At 65.6% G+C, this 14,765-nt stretch carries 13 protein-coding genes; 10 read left to right on the top strand and 3 right to left on the bottom strand.

From position 1 onward, the window contains the following. Window positions 1-15: 15 nt before the first annotated feature. Window positions 16-582, top strand: a complete 567-nt coding sequence (locus tag J1M86_RS00975) for a hypothetical protein (RefSeq protein WP_241259391.1) — start codon at window positions 16-18, stop codon at window positions 580-582. Here J1M86_RS00975 and J1M86_RS00970 read toward each other — a convergent pair. Beyond that, window positions 560-1,189, bottom strand: coding sequence for a TetR/AcrR family transcriptional regulator (locus J1M86_RS00970; RefSeq protein WP_206508412.1), 630 nt, complete (start codon window positions 1,187-1,189; stop codon window positions 560-562). The genes J1M86_RS00975 and J1M86_RS00970 overlap by 23 nt on opposite strands. A 118-nt stretch (window positions 1,190-1,307) precedes the next feature. On the opposite strand from J1M86_RS00970, the gene J1M86_RS00965 reads away from it, so the two are divergent. The 8 genes from J1M86_RS00965 (at window position 1,308) to J1M86_RS00930 (ending at window position 11,354) form a co-directional block, all read left to right on the top strand. Then, window positions 1,308-2,885: a carboxyl transferase domain-containing protein gene (locus J1M86_RS00965; protein ID WP_206508411.1), complete on the top strand. Its 1,578-nt coding sequence runs from the start codon at window positions 1,308-1,310 to the stop codon at window positions 2,883-2,885. Then, the gene (locus J1M86_RS00960; RefSeq protein ID WP_206508410.1) at window positions 2,882-4,876 is read left to right on the top strand and encodes a biotin carboxylase N-terminal domain-containing protein; all 1,995 of its coding nucleotides are present in this window, start codon (window positions 2,882-2,884) and stop codon (window positions 4,874-4,876) included. The genes J1M86_RS00965 and J1M86_RS00960 overlap by 4 nt, the downstream gene beginning before the upstream one ends. Window positions 4,877-4,885: 9 nt before the next feature. Beyond that, a complete protein-coding gene (locus J1M86_RS00955; RefSeq protein ID WP_206508408.1) occupies window positions 4,886-6,052 on the top strand; it encodes an acyl-CoA dehydrogenase family protein in 1,167 nt (388 codons plus the stop codon). Then, on the top strand, window positions 6,049-6,531 hold the full coding sequence (locus J1M86_RS00950) for a MaoC family dehydratase (RefSeq protein WP_331284339.1): 483 nt from the start codon (window positions 6,049-6,051) through the stop codon (window positions 6,529-6,531). The genes J1M86_RS00955 and J1M86_RS00950 overlap by 4 nt, the downstream gene beginning before the upstream one ends. Next, window positions 6,528-7,349, top strand: a complete 822-nt coding sequence (locus J1M86_RS00945) for a CoA ester lyase (RefSeq protein WP_206508402.1) — start codon at window positions 6,528-6,530, stop codon at window positions 7,347-7,349. Before J1M86_RS00950 ends, J1M86_RS00945 begins: the two co-directional genes overlap by 4 nt. A 158-nt stretch (window positions 7,350-7,507) precedes the next feature. After that, entirely contained in the window at window positions 7,508-8,779 is a 1,272-nt protein-coding gene (gene mdo / locus J1M86_RS00940; RefSeq protein ID WP_075840997.1) for an NDMA-dependent methanol dehydrogenase, read from the top strand. A 32-nt stretch (window positions 8,780-8,811) separates the two neighbouring features. Beyond that, window positions 8,812-9,858 carry a MoxR family ATPase gene (locus J1M86_RS00935; protein ID WP_206508400.1) on the top strand — a complete coding sequence of 349 codons (1,047 nt, stop codon included), beginning with the start codon at window positions 8,812-8,814 and terminating at the stop codon, window positions 9,856-9,858. Further along, window positions 9,858-11,354 (top strand): VWA domain-containing protein, encoded by a 1,497-nt coding sequence (locus J1M86_RS00930; protein WP_206508398.1) that lies wholly within the window; start codon window positions 9,858-9,860, stop codon window positions 11,352-11,354. Before J1M86_RS00935 ends, J1M86_RS00930 begins: the two co-directional genes overlap by 1 nt. Window positions 11,355-11,360: 6 nt before the next feature. On the opposite strand, the gene J1M86_RS00925 is transcribed toward J1M86_RS00930, so the two are convergent. Beyond that, window positions 11,361-12,257, bottom strand: coding sequence for a DUF5996 family protein (locus tag J1M86_RS00925; RefSeq protein WP_206508396.1), 897 nt, complete (start codon window positions 12,255-12,257; stop codon window positions 11,361-11,363). A gap of 52 nt (window positions 12,258-12,309) precedes the next feature. Further along, the gene (locus J1M86_RS00920) at window positions 12,310-14,034 is read right to left on the bottom strand and encodes a nitroreductase family deazaflavin-dependent oxidoreductase (RefSeq protein WP_206508393.1); all 1,725 of its coding nucleotides are present in this window, start codon (window positions 14,032-14,034) and stop codon (window positions 12,310-12,312) included. Window positions 14,035-14,127: 93 nt separating this feature from the next. Here J1M86_RS00920 and J1M86_RS00915 point away from each other — a divergent pair, with 93 nt between their 5' ends. Continuing rightward, window positions 14,128-14,721 (top strand): TetR/AcrR family transcriptional regulator, encoded by a 594-nt coding sequence (locus J1M86_RS00915; RefSeq protein ID WP_241259390.1) that lies wholly within the window; start codon window positions 14,128-14,130, stop codon window positions 14,719-14,721. The last annotated feature ends 44 nt before the right edge of the window (window positions 14,722-14,765 follow it).

Here is a 14,765-nt window from a genome sequence, read left to right as displayed (position 1 = left end):
AATATGCTTGCCCGGATGAGTGTGACTTCCCGGATCACTGCGATCTACAAGCGTCTGGCCACTCGCCCCGGCGGCCCGCTCCCCCCGGATCGTGCGGCGGCGAGGCTCGCTGCGTACATCTACGGCAACATCCTCGTCTTGACGGCCGTCGTCGCTGCTTCACCCGAATCGATCGAAAGCGGCCGCGCTTTCGTGCTTGTACTCGCGACGGCGTCGACGACGTTCGTCGCGCACGTGTTCGCCGAAATCGTCGCCCGTAGCAGCTTCCCGGAGGCGGTGCACGGCGAGACGGAGGAAGAGAAGAAGCAGTCCGTCCTCGCGGAAGTTCGCGACGCCGTGCCGATCGCGTCCTCGGGCACGGTGCCGGCGATCATTCTGGCGCTCGCCTGGCTGTGGATTCTGCCCACTTCCTGGGCGCAGTTGATCGCCGGTGGTGTGGGGGTATTTCGTATCGCGACGCTGCCGCTCGTCGCGGAGCGACTCCGGGGGCGTCCGCTCACCTTCCGCGTTGTGGTCGCCGGGTTCGGGACAGCGGCCGTGGCCGCGATCATCGTGCTGATCAAGGTATACGCGGGCCACTGACGCTCCCGGTGGCGTCAATGCCGAGGGCTCCGGTTGCCATGGCACGCAGTAGGATTCGTGACCGCTTGGACACCGTGCGGTTCGCGCTGAACGGAGTCGAGTTCATCAGCCCGAAGGCAGCGTGCGCGGTGGTGCGCGCGTCCGATTCCTCTAGGGTGGGATCGAGGCCGCGCAGCACGGACACCCAGATCTCGACGTACTCGCGCTGCATTCGGCGCACTTTGCGGTGCGCGGCGGCGGGAAGCGATTGCAGGTCTCGGTCCTGGATCTCGATCAGTGCGGGCGAGGTGAGCGCGAAGTCGAGGTGGAAGTCGATGAGATCGCCCAGCACCTCGGCGGGCGTCTTCTCGGTTGACGCCACCCGCTGCCCGCCGGTGAGCAGGTACTCGGAAATGTCGACGAGCAGTTCGACCAACACCGCTTCCTTGTTGGGGAAGTGCCGGTAGACCGCGGGTCCGCTGATGCCCACCGCTGCGCCCAGGTCTTCGAGCCGCACGCCGGCGAAGCCGCGGTCGGCGAACAGCGTGGCTGCGGCAGCGAGAAGCTCGGCTCGGCGTTCGGCTTTTTTCACTTCCCGGCTGGTGGGGGCGCGGGTATCGACGGTCATCTCGTGCTCGCTTTCGATGAAGTCCTCGACAACTCGGTTAATCGTAGTTTACTATTCATACGGTTAGTCAAGATTAACTGAAACTGACCCGCCGACCAACGAAACGAGGGCACGACCCATGGCAATCGACTCGGCCGGGCACCGCGCACAGCACGAGAAGCTGGCCACCGAACTCGCGAACGAACTCGCGAGGGCCGCCCTCGGTGGCAGCGAGACATCACGGCAGCGTCATATCGACCGAGGCAAACTCCTCCCACGCGAGCGCGTGAACGAGTTGCTCGACCCCGGCAGCCCCTTCCTCGAAATCGCTGCCCTCGCAGCTCACGGCATGTACGACGGTGAATCACCGGGTGCAGGCATGATCGCGGGTGTCGGTCGTGTATCGGGGCGAGAGTGCGTCGTCGTCGCCAACGACGCCACCGTCAAAGGTGGCACCTACTACCCGATGACGGTGAAGAAGCACCTGCGGGCCCAGGAGATCGCCTCGCAGAATCGGTTGCCGTGCGTCTACCTGGTCGACTCCGGCGGCGCGTTCCTCCCGCGGCAGGACGAGGTGTTTCCCGACCGAGATCACTTCGGCCGAATCTTCTACAACCAGGCAAATCTGAGTGCCCGAGGGATCGCGCAGATCTCGGCCGTGATGGGGTCCTGCACCGCGGGCGGCGCCTACGTTCCGGCGATGAGCGACGAGGCGGTGATCGTCAGAAACCAGGGCACCATCTTTCTCGGCGGGCCGCCGCTGGTGAAAGCAGCCACCGGGGAGGTCGTCACCGCAGAGGAACTCGGCGGCGGAGATCTGCATTCGAAGGTCTCCGGCGTCACCGATCACCTCGCCGACGACGACCGTGATGCGCTGCGGCGCGTGCGCGCGATCGTCTCGACACTCGGGCCGCGTTCCGAACGTCCCTGGGGCACAGTCCCAACGCGCCCGGCGATCGCGGATCAAAGCGAGCTCTACGACGTCGTTCCCACCGATCCCCGGACGCCATACGACGTGCGAGAGGTGATCACGCGGATCGTCGACGCCGGCGAGTTCGACGAGTTCAAGGCCGAATACGGCAAGACGCTCGTCACCGGCTTCGCGCATCTGCACGGGCACCCCGTGGGCATCGTCGCCAACAACGGCGTCCTTTTCGGCGAGTCGGCGATGAAGGGCGCGCACTTCATCGAGCTCTGCGACAAGCGCAGTATCCCACTGTTGTTCCTGCAGAACATCTCCGGCTTCATGGTCGGCCGCGACTACGAGGCAGGCGGCATCGCCAAGCACGGCGCGAAAATGGTGATGGCCGTCGCGTGTGCGCGCGTGCCCAAGCTGACCGTCGTCATCGGCGGCTCCTACGGTGCGGGGAACTACTCGATGTGCGGCCGCGCCTACTCACCGCGCTTTCTGTTCATGTGGCCCAATGCGCGGATCTCCGTCATGGGCGGTGAACAGGCGGCGTCGGTGCTGGCCACCGTGCGCAGCGACCAACTCGACGCTGCTGGAAAGCCCTGGTCCGAGCAGGACCAGGAGAAGTTCAAGGAGCCGATCCGCGAGCAGTACGAATCGCAGGGCAACCCTTACTATTCGACGGCTCGACTGTGGGACGACGGCATCATCGATCCCGTCGATACCAGAGAAGTTCTCGGACTGGCACTCTCGGTGTGTGCGAATGCACCTCTCGAGCCGGTCTCCTACGGCGTTTTCAGGATGTGAGTGAAGTGAGAAGCAATTTCGACACCGTCCTCGTCGCCAATCGTGGTGAGATCGCGGTACGCGTCATGCGCACGCTGCGGCGCATGGGAATTCGATCCGTGGCAGTCTACAGTGATGCCGATGCCGACGCCCGGCACGTACGTGAGGCGGACACCGCGGTACGGCTCGGGCCGGCGTCGGCGCGGGAAAGCTACCTCGTCATCGACAAGGTGATCGCCGCTGCCGTGGAAACCGGCGCACAGGCCATCCATCCCGGCTACGGATTCCTTTCCGAGAACGCCGGTTTCGCGGCTGCCTGCCACGCCGCGGGTATCGCATTCCTCGGCCCGTCCGCCCGCGCCATCGAGGTGATGGGAGACAAGATCACCGCCAAGAACGCGGTCTCGGCCTTCGGTGTCCCCATCGTCCCCGGCATCGCCCGCCCCGGACTCACCGACGCCGATCTGATCGACGCGGCCGGCGATATCGGCTACCCCATTCTGGTGAAACCCTCGGCCGGAGGCGGCGGGAAGGGTATGCGGCTGGTCGAAAAACACGAGGCCCTCGCCGCGGCGCTCGCGAGTGCCCGCCGCGAGGCGTCGTCCTCCTTCGGCGACGACACGCTCTTCCTCGAGCGGTTCGTGTTGCGACCCCGCCACATCGAGGTCCAGGTCCTCGCGGACGAGCACGGCAACGTCGTGCACCTCGGTGAGCGCGAATGCAGCCTGCAGCGGCGCCACCAGAAGGTGATCGAGGAGGCGCCGTCGCCGCTTCTCGACGCCGAGGCTCGGGCGCGCATCGGCGAGGCCGCCTGCAATACCGCGCGCAGTGTCGACTACTCGGGGGCCGGGACGGTGGAGTTCATCGTCTCCGCAGACCGTCCCGACGAGTTCTTCTTCATGGAGATGAACACCCGCCTGCAGGTCGAGCACCCCGTCACCGAGATGGTGACCGGAATCGACCTCGTCGAATGGCAGGTCAGGGTCGCCGCGGGGGAGAAGCTGACCCTCGCGCAGAACGACATCGTCCTCACCGGCCACGCCATCGAGGCCCGCGTCTACGCCGAGGATCCCGGTCGCGGATTCCTGCCTACGGGTGGCGACGTGGTGGGGCTGCGTGAACCAACAGGTGACGGCATCCGCGTCGACTCCGGGCTGTCCGTCGGCACCGTTGTCGGCAGTGACTACGACCCGATGCTCTCGAAGGTGATCGCGTACGCCGACAGCCGCCCCGCCGCGTTGCGCGCGCTCGACCGTGCACTCTCCGACACGGCCGTCCACGGCGTCGTCACCAACATCGAGTTCCTTCGATTCCTGCTCGCGGACACCGATGTCGAGGCAGGGCGACTCGATACCGGGTTGCTGGATCGACGAGTCGCGGACTTCGTCCCCGCCGCGGTGCCCGAGGAGTACGTCATCGCCGCGGCCGCTCAGCTGTGGGTGTCCGGGTGGCCGAGCGGCGACGCCGATCCGTGGTCGATACCGAGCGGATGGCGGATCGGCGCGCACGCGCCGACGGTCTTCCGGCTTGCGTTCAGCGGCGGCGACGCCCACGTGAAGATCACGGGCACTCCGGGAGCAGCGACCGTGGTGGTCGACGACGGTGAGCCACGCACGCTCACGGCATCCACTGCGGCGGGTGAGGTGACGGTGGTACTCGGCGGCCGCCGAACCACCTTCGCTCTCGCGCGCGGAGGCGACGCGCTGTGGCTGTCGGGATCGGCGGGAACCTGGTCGGTGCGGGTGGTCGCGGAGGCCGCTGTCCGCGAGGACGACGCCCATAGCGGGAACGCCGAGATCACCAGCCCGATGCCAGGATCGGTCATCGCCGTCGGGCTCGCCGATGGTGACGACATACAGGCCGGCGCGACAGTGGTCGTCGTCGAGGCCATGAAGATGGAACACGCGTTGACCGCGCCCACCGACGGCACCGTCGAACTGCTCGTCGGCGTCGGGGACCAAGTTCGCGTCGACCAACTGCTCGCACGAGTCATCCACCGCATCGAATCCTAAGGACACATCATGAACTCTTATCTCTCCACCGGAATGCTCCCGGACGAGTACGAACAGCTGCGGAAGACTGTCGCGGACTTCGCCCGCACCGTGGTGGCCCCGGTATCGGCCAAACACGATGCCGAACATTCGTTTCCGTACGAGGTCGTCGCCGGAATGGCCGATATGGGACTGTTCGGGCTGCCGTTCCCCGAGGAATACGGCGGCATGGGCGGGGACTACTTCGCGCTCTGCCTCGCGCTCGAGGAACTCGGCAAGGTCGACCAGAGCGTCGCCATCACACTGGAAGCGGGCGTCTCACTCGGCGCGATGCCGGTGTACCGCTTCGGCACCGAAAAGCAGAAGCAGGCGTGGCTGCCGCAGCTCGCGAGCGGAAAGAACCTCGCGGCGTTCGGGCTGACCGAGCCCGGTGCTGGCAGCGACGCGGGAGGCACCAAGACCACCGCCAAGCGGGACGGCGACGACTGGATCATCAACGGCAGCAAACAGTTCATCACCAACTCCGGCACCGATATCACCTCCCTGGTGACGGTCACCGCCGTCACCGGAGTCGACGAGGCGACCGGCAAGAAGCACATCTCCTCGATCCTGGTGCCCGCGGACACACCCGGTTTCGTGGCCGGGCCAGCCTACGACAAGGTCGGCTGGAACGCCTCGGACACGCATCCGCTGAGCTTCACCGACGTTCGGGTCCCGCAGGAGAATCTCCTCGGCGACGAGGGCCGTGGGTACGCGAACTTCCTGCACATCCTCGACGAGGGACGCATCGCGATCGCCGCCCTGTCGGTGGGCGTCGCGCAGGGATGTGTGGACGAAAGCATCAAATATGCCCGCGAGCGTGAAGCGTTCGGCACGCCCATCGGCCGAAACCAGGCGATCTCCTTCAAGATCGCGCGCATGGAAGCCCGCGCACATGCCGCGCGCGCGGCCTACTACGACGCCGCCGCACTGATGCTGTCCGGCAAGAACTTCAAGAAGGAAGCCTCCATCGCCAAACTCGTCGGCTCCGAAGCGGCGATGGACAATGCCCGCGACGCCACGCAGATCCACGGCGGCTACGGCTTCATGAACGAGTACACCGTCGCTCGGCACTACCGCGACAGCAAGATCCTCGAGATCGGCGAGGGCACCACCGAGGTTCAGCTGATGCTCATCGCACGGGGGTTGGGGCTGTGACTCGTATTCGGCAGCGCGGGTTGTGGTTCGAGGAGATGGAGGTCGGCGCTGTCTACGAGCATCGGCCGGGTCGGACGGTGACCGAGGCCGACAACACGCTGTTCACCACCCAGACGATGAACACTCAGGCGCTGCACCTCGACGCCGCCTACAGCTCGACCACGACATTCGGTGAGCGATTGGTCAATTCGATGTTCACTCTCTCGACCCTCGTCGGGCTGTCGGTCGGGCAGTTGACGCAGGGCACCATCGTGGCGAACCTCGGCTTCTCGGAAGTGTCGTTTCCCAAGCCGCTCTTCCACGGGGACACGCTGTACGCCGAGACGCTGATCTCGGACAAACGTGAATCGAAGAGCCGGCCCGGTGAAGGCGTCGTGACGTTCACGCACACGGGCCGCAATCAGCACGGCGACATCGTCGCACTCGCAACGCGCAAGACCCTGGTCCAGATGCGACCTGCCGAGGAGGGCGCGTCGTGACGTGGGAACCCGCCGGACCGGCGTGGTTGTTCTGTCCGGCTGATCGGCCCGAGCGGTACGGCAAGGCGGCAGCTGCCGCCGACGTGGTGATCATCGACCTCGAGGACGCGGTTGCCGCAGCGGACAAACCTGCAGCACGCGAGGCGCTGGCTGCGTCCTCGCTCGATCCCGATCGCACCGTGATCAGGGTGAACGCCCACGGGACGGGTGATTTCGGGGCCGATCTGGAGGTTCTGACGCGGACCGACTACCGCCGGGTGATGCTGGCGAAGACCGAGAGCGCCGAGCAGGTGCGGGCACTCGAAAGCTACGAGGTTGTGGCACTGATCGAGTCCCCGCTGGGTGCGGTGATGGTGAACGAGATCGCCTCGGCGGAGAACGTGATCGGTGCGATGTGGGGTGCCGAGGATCTGGTGGCTGCCCTGGGCGGCAACTCCAGCAGGTTCTCCGACGGCAGCTACCGCGATGTTGCTCGTCATGTACGGACATCGACGCTGTTGGCGACCAAGGCGAGGGGCCTGCTCGCACTCGACTCGGTGGTACTCGACATCGAGAACGTCGACCGATTGCGTAGCGAAACCGACGACGCCGTCGCAGTGGGTTTCGACGGCAAGGTGGCCATCCATCCGCGTCAGGTGCCGGTGATCCGTGAGGCCTACGCCCCGTCGGAGGAGGACCTCGCGTGGGCGCGCAGGGTGCTGGGCGCGGTGTCCTCGAACAGGGGAGTATTCGAATTCGAGGGCAAGATGGTCGACGCGCCGGTGCTCCGGCAGGCGGAGAGGATCCTGGCCCGGGGGGCGTCCGCGCAGTCTCGGTGATGCGGTCAGGTCCTGGGAGTGGTCCGGCCAGTACCCCGTCCTATCCGATCGGGTAGTTCGGACCCGCGGACGGGCGGTTCCCAGCAGATTGTCTTGTCGTGCGCCACATCGAAGCGTCAGAGTGAGCAGAGTCACACAGCACTCACCAGGAGGATTCGATGGCTATCGAGCTCAATCAGATCTGGGACTTCCCGATCAAGGAATTCCACCCCTTCCCTCGCGCCCTCCTCGGAGTCGGCGCGCACGACATCATCGGAGTCGAGGCGAAGAACCTCGGCTTCAAGCGCTCGCTGCTCGTCACCACCGGCCTGCGCGGATCCGGCATCATCGAGGAACTGATCGGCAAGATCGAGTACCAGGGCGTCGAGGTGGTTCTGTTCGACAAGGTCGAGTCGAACCCCAAGGACTACAACGTCATGGAGGCCGCGGCCCTCTACCAGAAGGAGAAGTGCGACAGCATCATCTCCGTTGGTGGCGGCTCGAGCCACGACGCGGCAAAGGGTGCGCGCATCGTCATCGCCCACGACGGCCGCAACATCAACGAGTTCGAGGGATTCGCCAAGTCCACGAACAAGGAGAACCCGCCTCACATCGCCGTATCGACAACGGCGGGAACGGGTTCGGAAACCTCGTGGGCATACGTCATCACCGACACCTCCGATATGGACAACCCGCACAAGTGGGTCGCCTTCGACGAAGCGTCCATCGTCACCGTCGCCATCGACGACCCGCTGCTCTACTACACCTGCCCTCAGCACTTCACCGCGTACTGCGGATTCGACGTGTTGGCGCACGGCAGTGAGCCGTTCGTCTCCCGCCTCGACTTCGCGCCTTCGCTGGGCAACGCCCTGTACTCGGTGGAACTCGTCGCGCAGAACCTGCGGGAAGCGGTCTACGAGCCGCGCAACCTCAAGGCCCGCGAGGGAATGATGAACGCGCAGTACATCGCCGGTCAGGCATTCAACTCGGGCGGACTCGGCATCGTGCACTCGATTTCGCACGCGGTCAGTGCCTTTTTCGACTCGCACCACGGCCTCAACAACGCGATCGCACTGCCGCGTGTGTGGGAGTACAACCTTCCCTCCCGCTACCAGCGCTACGCACAACTTGCCGGAGCGCTCGGCGTCGACACGAGGAACCTCTCCACCGTGCAGGCCGCCGACGCGGCGGTGGAAGCTGCGATCCGGTTGGCCAAGGACGTCGGAATCCCCGACAACTTCGGCCAGGTGACCACCAACTCGTACGACAAGAACCGGATGAACACCGGCAAGTACACCGGTCGCGGCGACGTCATCACCGGTGACGACAAGACCGTGCTGCGGATCTCGGAGCACATCCAGGGTGACTGGTGCACACCGGGCAACCCCCGCGAAGTAACCGTCGACTCGATGATCCCCGTGGTTTCGCACGCGATCAACGAATCCTACTGACCCGCAAGTAACGGACAGGGAGCTTCACAGACATGACATCGGCCGGCTTCGAGACCAACAGTGATTCGATCTTTTCCGACAGCGCGATCACCGTCCGCGACGGCTTGCGCGAGACGGGCTACATAGCGGGCGACGATCTCGCCGTCGTGGTTCATCTCGCGCTCGCATTGGATCGGCCTCTGCTGCTCGAAGGTCCGGCCGGTGTCGGCAAGACCGAACTGGCCAAGGCGCTCGCCATCGCAGGCGGGCGCCGGCTGGTCCGGCTGCAATGCTACGAGGGCCTGGACGACAACCGTGCCCTCTACGAATGGGACTACGCCAAACAGCTACTGCACGTGCAGATGTTGCGCGAACGCATCGGCGTCGAACTGGCAGATGCCGAGAGCACCGAGGAGGCGTCGGCGATACTCGCAGGCAAGGACTTCGGGTTGTACTCCGAGAAGTTCCTCTCGGTACGGCCACTGCTCGACGCCATCCTGTCGGAGGAGCCCGTCGTGCTGCTCATCGACGAAGTCGATCGAACCGAGGAATCGATGGAAGCGCTGCTGCTCGAGATTCTCGCGGAGAAGCAGATCACCATCCCCGAGGTGGGCACCTTCACCGCCCGATCCAACCCGTGGGTCATCCTGACCTCCAACGACACTCGTGAGTTGTCCGCGGCGCTCAAGCGTCGCTGTCTGCACTTCTCCGTAGGATTCCCGACGATGGAGCAGGAGCGGGAAATCGTGTCCTCCCGCGCCCCCGAAGTCGAGGAGAACACCGTAGCCGACGTGGTCGACTTGGCTCGATCGCTACGCGAGCTGCCACTGCGAAAGAGCCCCTCGGTTTCCGAGGTCATCGACGCCGCGCGAGCCGCCATGCTCTTGAAAGACCATGACACCGAACGCACCCGCGAGATCCTGATGGCAGCTCTGCTCAAGTACGGCAGCGATGTCGACCTCGTGCGCGGCCGTGCCGACCTCCCGGTGGAACCGTCGCGGGAGCAGCCCCGTCCGAGCGTCGCCTCGCGTCCTCCGAATACCACCACGGCGGCATTCCGGGGTCGCGGTGGCAAGGATCGTGGGGGGATCGGTAAGTAATGAGAACTCCGGCATACGTACTCGACCTGATCTCGGCGGTCTTCGGCCGTCTGCTGCGTCGATACGGCGTCGCTGCCTCGCCGGCCGAGGTGATCGAGGTGCGACGCGTCCTCGGTCTGCTCGGTGCGGGCGATATCGACGTGCTGGAAGCGGCCCTGCGGGCGACGTGCGCGAAATACACCCACGAGCAGGACGGCTTCGACGCCGCCTTCGAGGCCCTGTTTCGTCCGCGAGCGGTGACGGTACTCGACGATTTTCGGCCCAGCCGGTCGGAACCACCGGCGGGTGCGCCGACGGACCTCGAGATCTCGAACGACGATCACGAGACCGGGCGCTACGCCGACTACAACGAGCGTGCAGCCGAGGTCGGCGAGTTCTTCGACACGCCGGAGGCGGACGCAGGGTTCAACCCGCACAAGGACGACGACGATCTCTCCATCACCGGAAGCGACTCCAATTTGGCAGTCGATACCGAAAGCGACAGTGGCCGCCGCGGAGTGTCCTTCACCGTCGATGTCGACCATGCCGACTCCGCGGTGGTCGGTGACCTCTCGTCGGCCCAGGCGATGGTCTCGCAGGGCACGCTCCGATGGGACGATCCCGAGGGGATTCTGGGTTGGCTGGACGCCTACGACCCCAACGCGTTCTACGGTGGCCAGAGCAGCGGTGAACAACTCACCGCAGCGCAGCTCGAGAGACTGGTCGACGCGGTGGAGGCTTTCGTCGCAGCTGTCGCCGGCAGCGGACGAGAGGTGGCGACGCCGTCGATGGCGCCCGCCGCCGAGATTCCCTCTCGGGCGGAGGTCAACAACGCGTGCCGGGAAGTGTTGCGCCGCATGCGCGGTACACCGCGCCCTCGTCCGCGCGAGGCTACCAACGGTCGACTGAACATGCGCCGCACGGTGCGGGCCAGTATGGGTACCGACGGTGTGCCGTTCCATCTGATGGTGGACAAGCCCGTGCCGGAGCGGGTGCGACTGCTCATCCTGGCGGATGTGTCGCTGTCGGTACGGCCGATCACTGCCTTCACCCTGCGTCTCGCGCAGGCGATGCGGCACCGCACCAACAGGTGCACGGTGCTGGCCTTCGTGGACCGTCCCGTCGACGTGACCGACCTGCTGGCCCGTAGCACCGGGGACGACGCGCTCGCATCCGTGCTCGCGGCCCCCGAACTCGATCTCACCGCGAGCAGCGACTACGGCCGAACCCTCGAAGAGCTGCTCACCACACACGGATCGAAGGTGACCGCGCGGACGTCGGTGCTCATCGTCGGTGACGGTCGATGCAACGGGCTGCCGCCGCGGGTGGACAAGCTCGAGGAACTGGCCCGTAAGGTCCACCGCCTGGCCTGGGTGACGCCGGAGCAGGAGCGGTACTGGACACAGGCTTCGTGCGCGATGGGCGACTACGCGAAGGTGTGCAACGGCGTCGTCACCGCCCGTGACGCCCGTCAGCTGATAGAACAGGCGCCCGAACTGGGCAACGCCCTGCGCTGACGGACGTTATTTCCACCCCGCTGTCTCTTCGGCGGCGCGGTGAGTTTGCTCCAGGAACCGCATGAGCATCGCTTCGGGATCGGGTGCCTGACGCACCAGATGGTACGGAAGTACGTACTCACCCAGTGTCGAGTCCCAGAATGCCGGTGCGTCCACGCCTGGATGGGTGTCGTAACCCTCCGGGTGCGGGTAGGCGTAGGCGTAGAAGATGCCTTCTTCCGCGCCGCCCGGCCAGTAGCCGGCACTCGATACCTCGTCGCTGTATGCCTCGTGCATCACCCAATCCGGGCAGTTCGGAACACCTCCGGGATGTTGCGGTGCAGGTCGGCCCGAGAATCGAGTCACCGCGAGATCGAAAGCACCCCAGAAGAAGTGGACCGGGCTGGACTTGCCGCGGAAGTCTGCGCGAAACTGCGAAAACACCGAATACGCGCTGACGAGGGAATGCCAGAATGCTGACATGGCTTTCGCGTCGTAGGCCGAGTGTGCGGTGTCCTCGGCGAAGGGGGTGGCATCGGGGAGTTCGACGGGGGTGCCCATGATGGGAATGTCGAACCCGAGTTCGGTGAGGTGACGGGTGTACTCGCTGTAGAAATCGGCGACCGTTCGTGGCTGCAGTTTCATCCGTCGCGTCGAACCGTCGGTGACCAGGAAGATCAACTCGTGGTCGAGAAAATCGAACCGGATCTCGAGTCCAGGCGTTCCGGCGGGCATCAGGGATGTGGTGAGCCCCCGCGCGTCGACGTACAGCGTCACTCCCCACCAGTGGTTGGTGGTCGGCCCCAGGGCCATGCGCGTCTTTCCCACGATCTGTGTCCACAGGTGGACGGTGTCGCGAGTGTCGATCCATGAATCCACGGGCAGAGCAGGCCAAGCATCGGACGTGTGAGTCATGACAACCATGATGGACTCTCTGGCCCGTCCGCGCATCGGTGATCGCTACATGCGTGGCCGCTTAGTCGAACGTCACCCGCACGGACACCGGTGTCGTCGCCAGGGCGGCGAAGGTGGCCCCGACGAGTCGGCCGAGCACCGCGTTGTTCGCAAACGACCTGGCCCGGATCGCGACATCGTCGCCGTGGACGAATTCTGCGATCCCACTGCGCCACCGGTCACCGACCCGCAGCCGCACCCGCGGGTCGGCGGTGATGTTCGCGCCCCATCCCGACCGGGTTCCGTGCTGGGAGATGATCCACGCGCCGGTCTCGTCGAACTTCGCCGATACCGGTACCCGACGGGTCAGCCCGGACTTGCGTCCCACGGTCTCGATGTCGGTCATGAGCTTGACCTGGACACCGGCACCGGTGAGCCCGCGTACGAGCGGGTTGGCGACGTATTTTCCGACGACGCGTTCGACCTGGAACTTTCGAGAGGTGTCACCGGTGGCCGCAGTTCCGCTGCGGCGGCTACGGAAGGCATCGAACCCGTTGCGGCGCAACGTGGTCACCGCGGTTCGCCACACGGCTCGCTGCGGATCGGGCTCTCCGCCGGCGCCGATCAGATGTAGTTGGTCGGTGTGCCACTGCAGATCGAGGGCGCCGTCCAGAGCTTTCAGTGGTGCATAACGTTTGGGGAGTCCGAGGGTGATGCGCGGCGATTCCAGCCGGTCGACCTCGTCGCGGATCAACGCGTGGCCTGCGTCGGTGGCGACGGCAGCCGGCCGGCCCAGTCCGACGACGTCGCAGTCGCTCGATTCGACAGCGAGGGTCATCGCCGAACGCGTCCGAAAGCCGCCGGTCACGGCGAGGGGGACTGCGCCTGCGGCGAGCCGAACCTCGCGCGCATAGTCCAGGAAATACGCTTCACGCTGGGAGGTGCTGTCCGGCGCAGCCTTGTGCGAGAGCCCCATCATCGCCGGGGATTCGTAACTGCCGCCACTGATCTCGATGAGGTCGATGTGCTCGTGCACGAGACGTTCGACCACCAGGCGAGACTCTTCCTCGCTGAACCCGCCCTTCTGGAAGTCCGCGGAGTTCAGTTTGATGCCGACGGCGAAACCTGGCGATACTGCGGCGCGGATGGCGCGGACCACGGCGAGGGGGAATCGCATCCGCCCCTCGAGATCGCCGCCCCAGGCGTCATCCCGCTTGTTCGCACTGGGGGAGAGGAACTGCGAGACGAGGTAACCGTGCGCCCCGTGAATCTGGACGCCGTCGAAGCCCGCGGTCTCGGCGACCACGGCTGCTCTCGCGAAGCGGTCGACGATGTCCTCGATCTGTTCTGACGTCAGCGCCTCGGGTACCGGCAGCCCTGGAACGTTCGACGCGATCGCCGACGGCGCGACCGGCCTGGCCCGGGTCGCGAGGGGATTGGCTTGGCGGCCCGGGTGGTTGAGCTGCATCCATATCGACGGGCGTGCATCTGCTGCGGACGCGCCGGTCTTGAACGCGTCGGCCCAGCGGGTGAGGGCGTCGAGATCCCGGTCGTCCTCGATGACCACGTTGCCCGGTTCGCCGATGTGCCTGCGGTCGACCATGACGTTTCCGGTCACCACGAGCCCGTAGCCGCCCGATCCCCACTGGGCGTAGAGGCGCTCGAGCCGGGCGTCGGGGGCGTGTGAGGCGGTGCCCAGCCCCTCGCTGAGTGCTGCTTTCATGAGCCGGTTGGGCAGGGTTTGCCCGCACTCGAGTGTCAGTGGTGTGGCGAGGGTGTCGGACGGGCGGTGTTCAACGGTGGTCATGCCACTCCCGGGGATATGATGAACTGCATATTGAAACCAGGTTAAGCGTAACCGGCGGTTACGTCAATGGAGTTGCAGTCGCGAGGGGTGGATATGGCCAGAAGTACGGCACGCGAGGATATGTTGCGCAGCGCCGCGCTGCTCTTTCGTGAACGGGGCGTCGAGGCGACCTCTCTCGCCGACGTCATCGACCACGCGGGTGCACCTCGCGGGTCTATCTATCATCATTTTCCCGGGGGGAAGCCGCAGCTCGTGGAAGAGGCGACGCGGACCGCGGGGGCTCTGATGGGGTCGATGATCTCGGCCGGGCTCGCCGCAAGTGGCCCGGCGGAGACGTTGCGCGCACTCATCGCCGATTTTCGTGACCAGCTGGTGGCGACCGACTACGCCGCCGGATGTCCCGTCGTTCCCGCGGCTCTCGAGGGTTCGGCGTCCCCAGCGGCGCTTGCCGCGGCGGGGGAGTCGTTCACTTCGTGGGAGGACACCATTGCGGCCTCGCTGTGGCAGCGAGGGTTGGCGCAGGAGCGCTCGCGCAGTCTCGCAACCATGGCGATTGCAGCCTTTGAGGGGGCGCTGATGATTGCGAAAGCCCAGCGCAGCACCCGTGCACTCGACCGGACGGAGGCCGAGTTGATTCGGTGGATCGACGCCGCGCTGGAGGGTGCGGATTCAGCCCGCGCGCACTAGCCCTGTTGCTATAACTCAAGGTTACGTATAACTTTCGATTCGTG

Origin of the sequence: Rhodococcus sp. KRD197 (assembly GCF_017168235.1) — a bacterium.
Taxonomy (GTDB): domain Bacteria; phylum Actinomycetota; class Actinomycetes; order Mycobacteriales; family Mycobacteriaceae; genus Rhodococcoides.
This window is presented reverse-complemented; position numbering and strand designations above follow the sequence as displayed.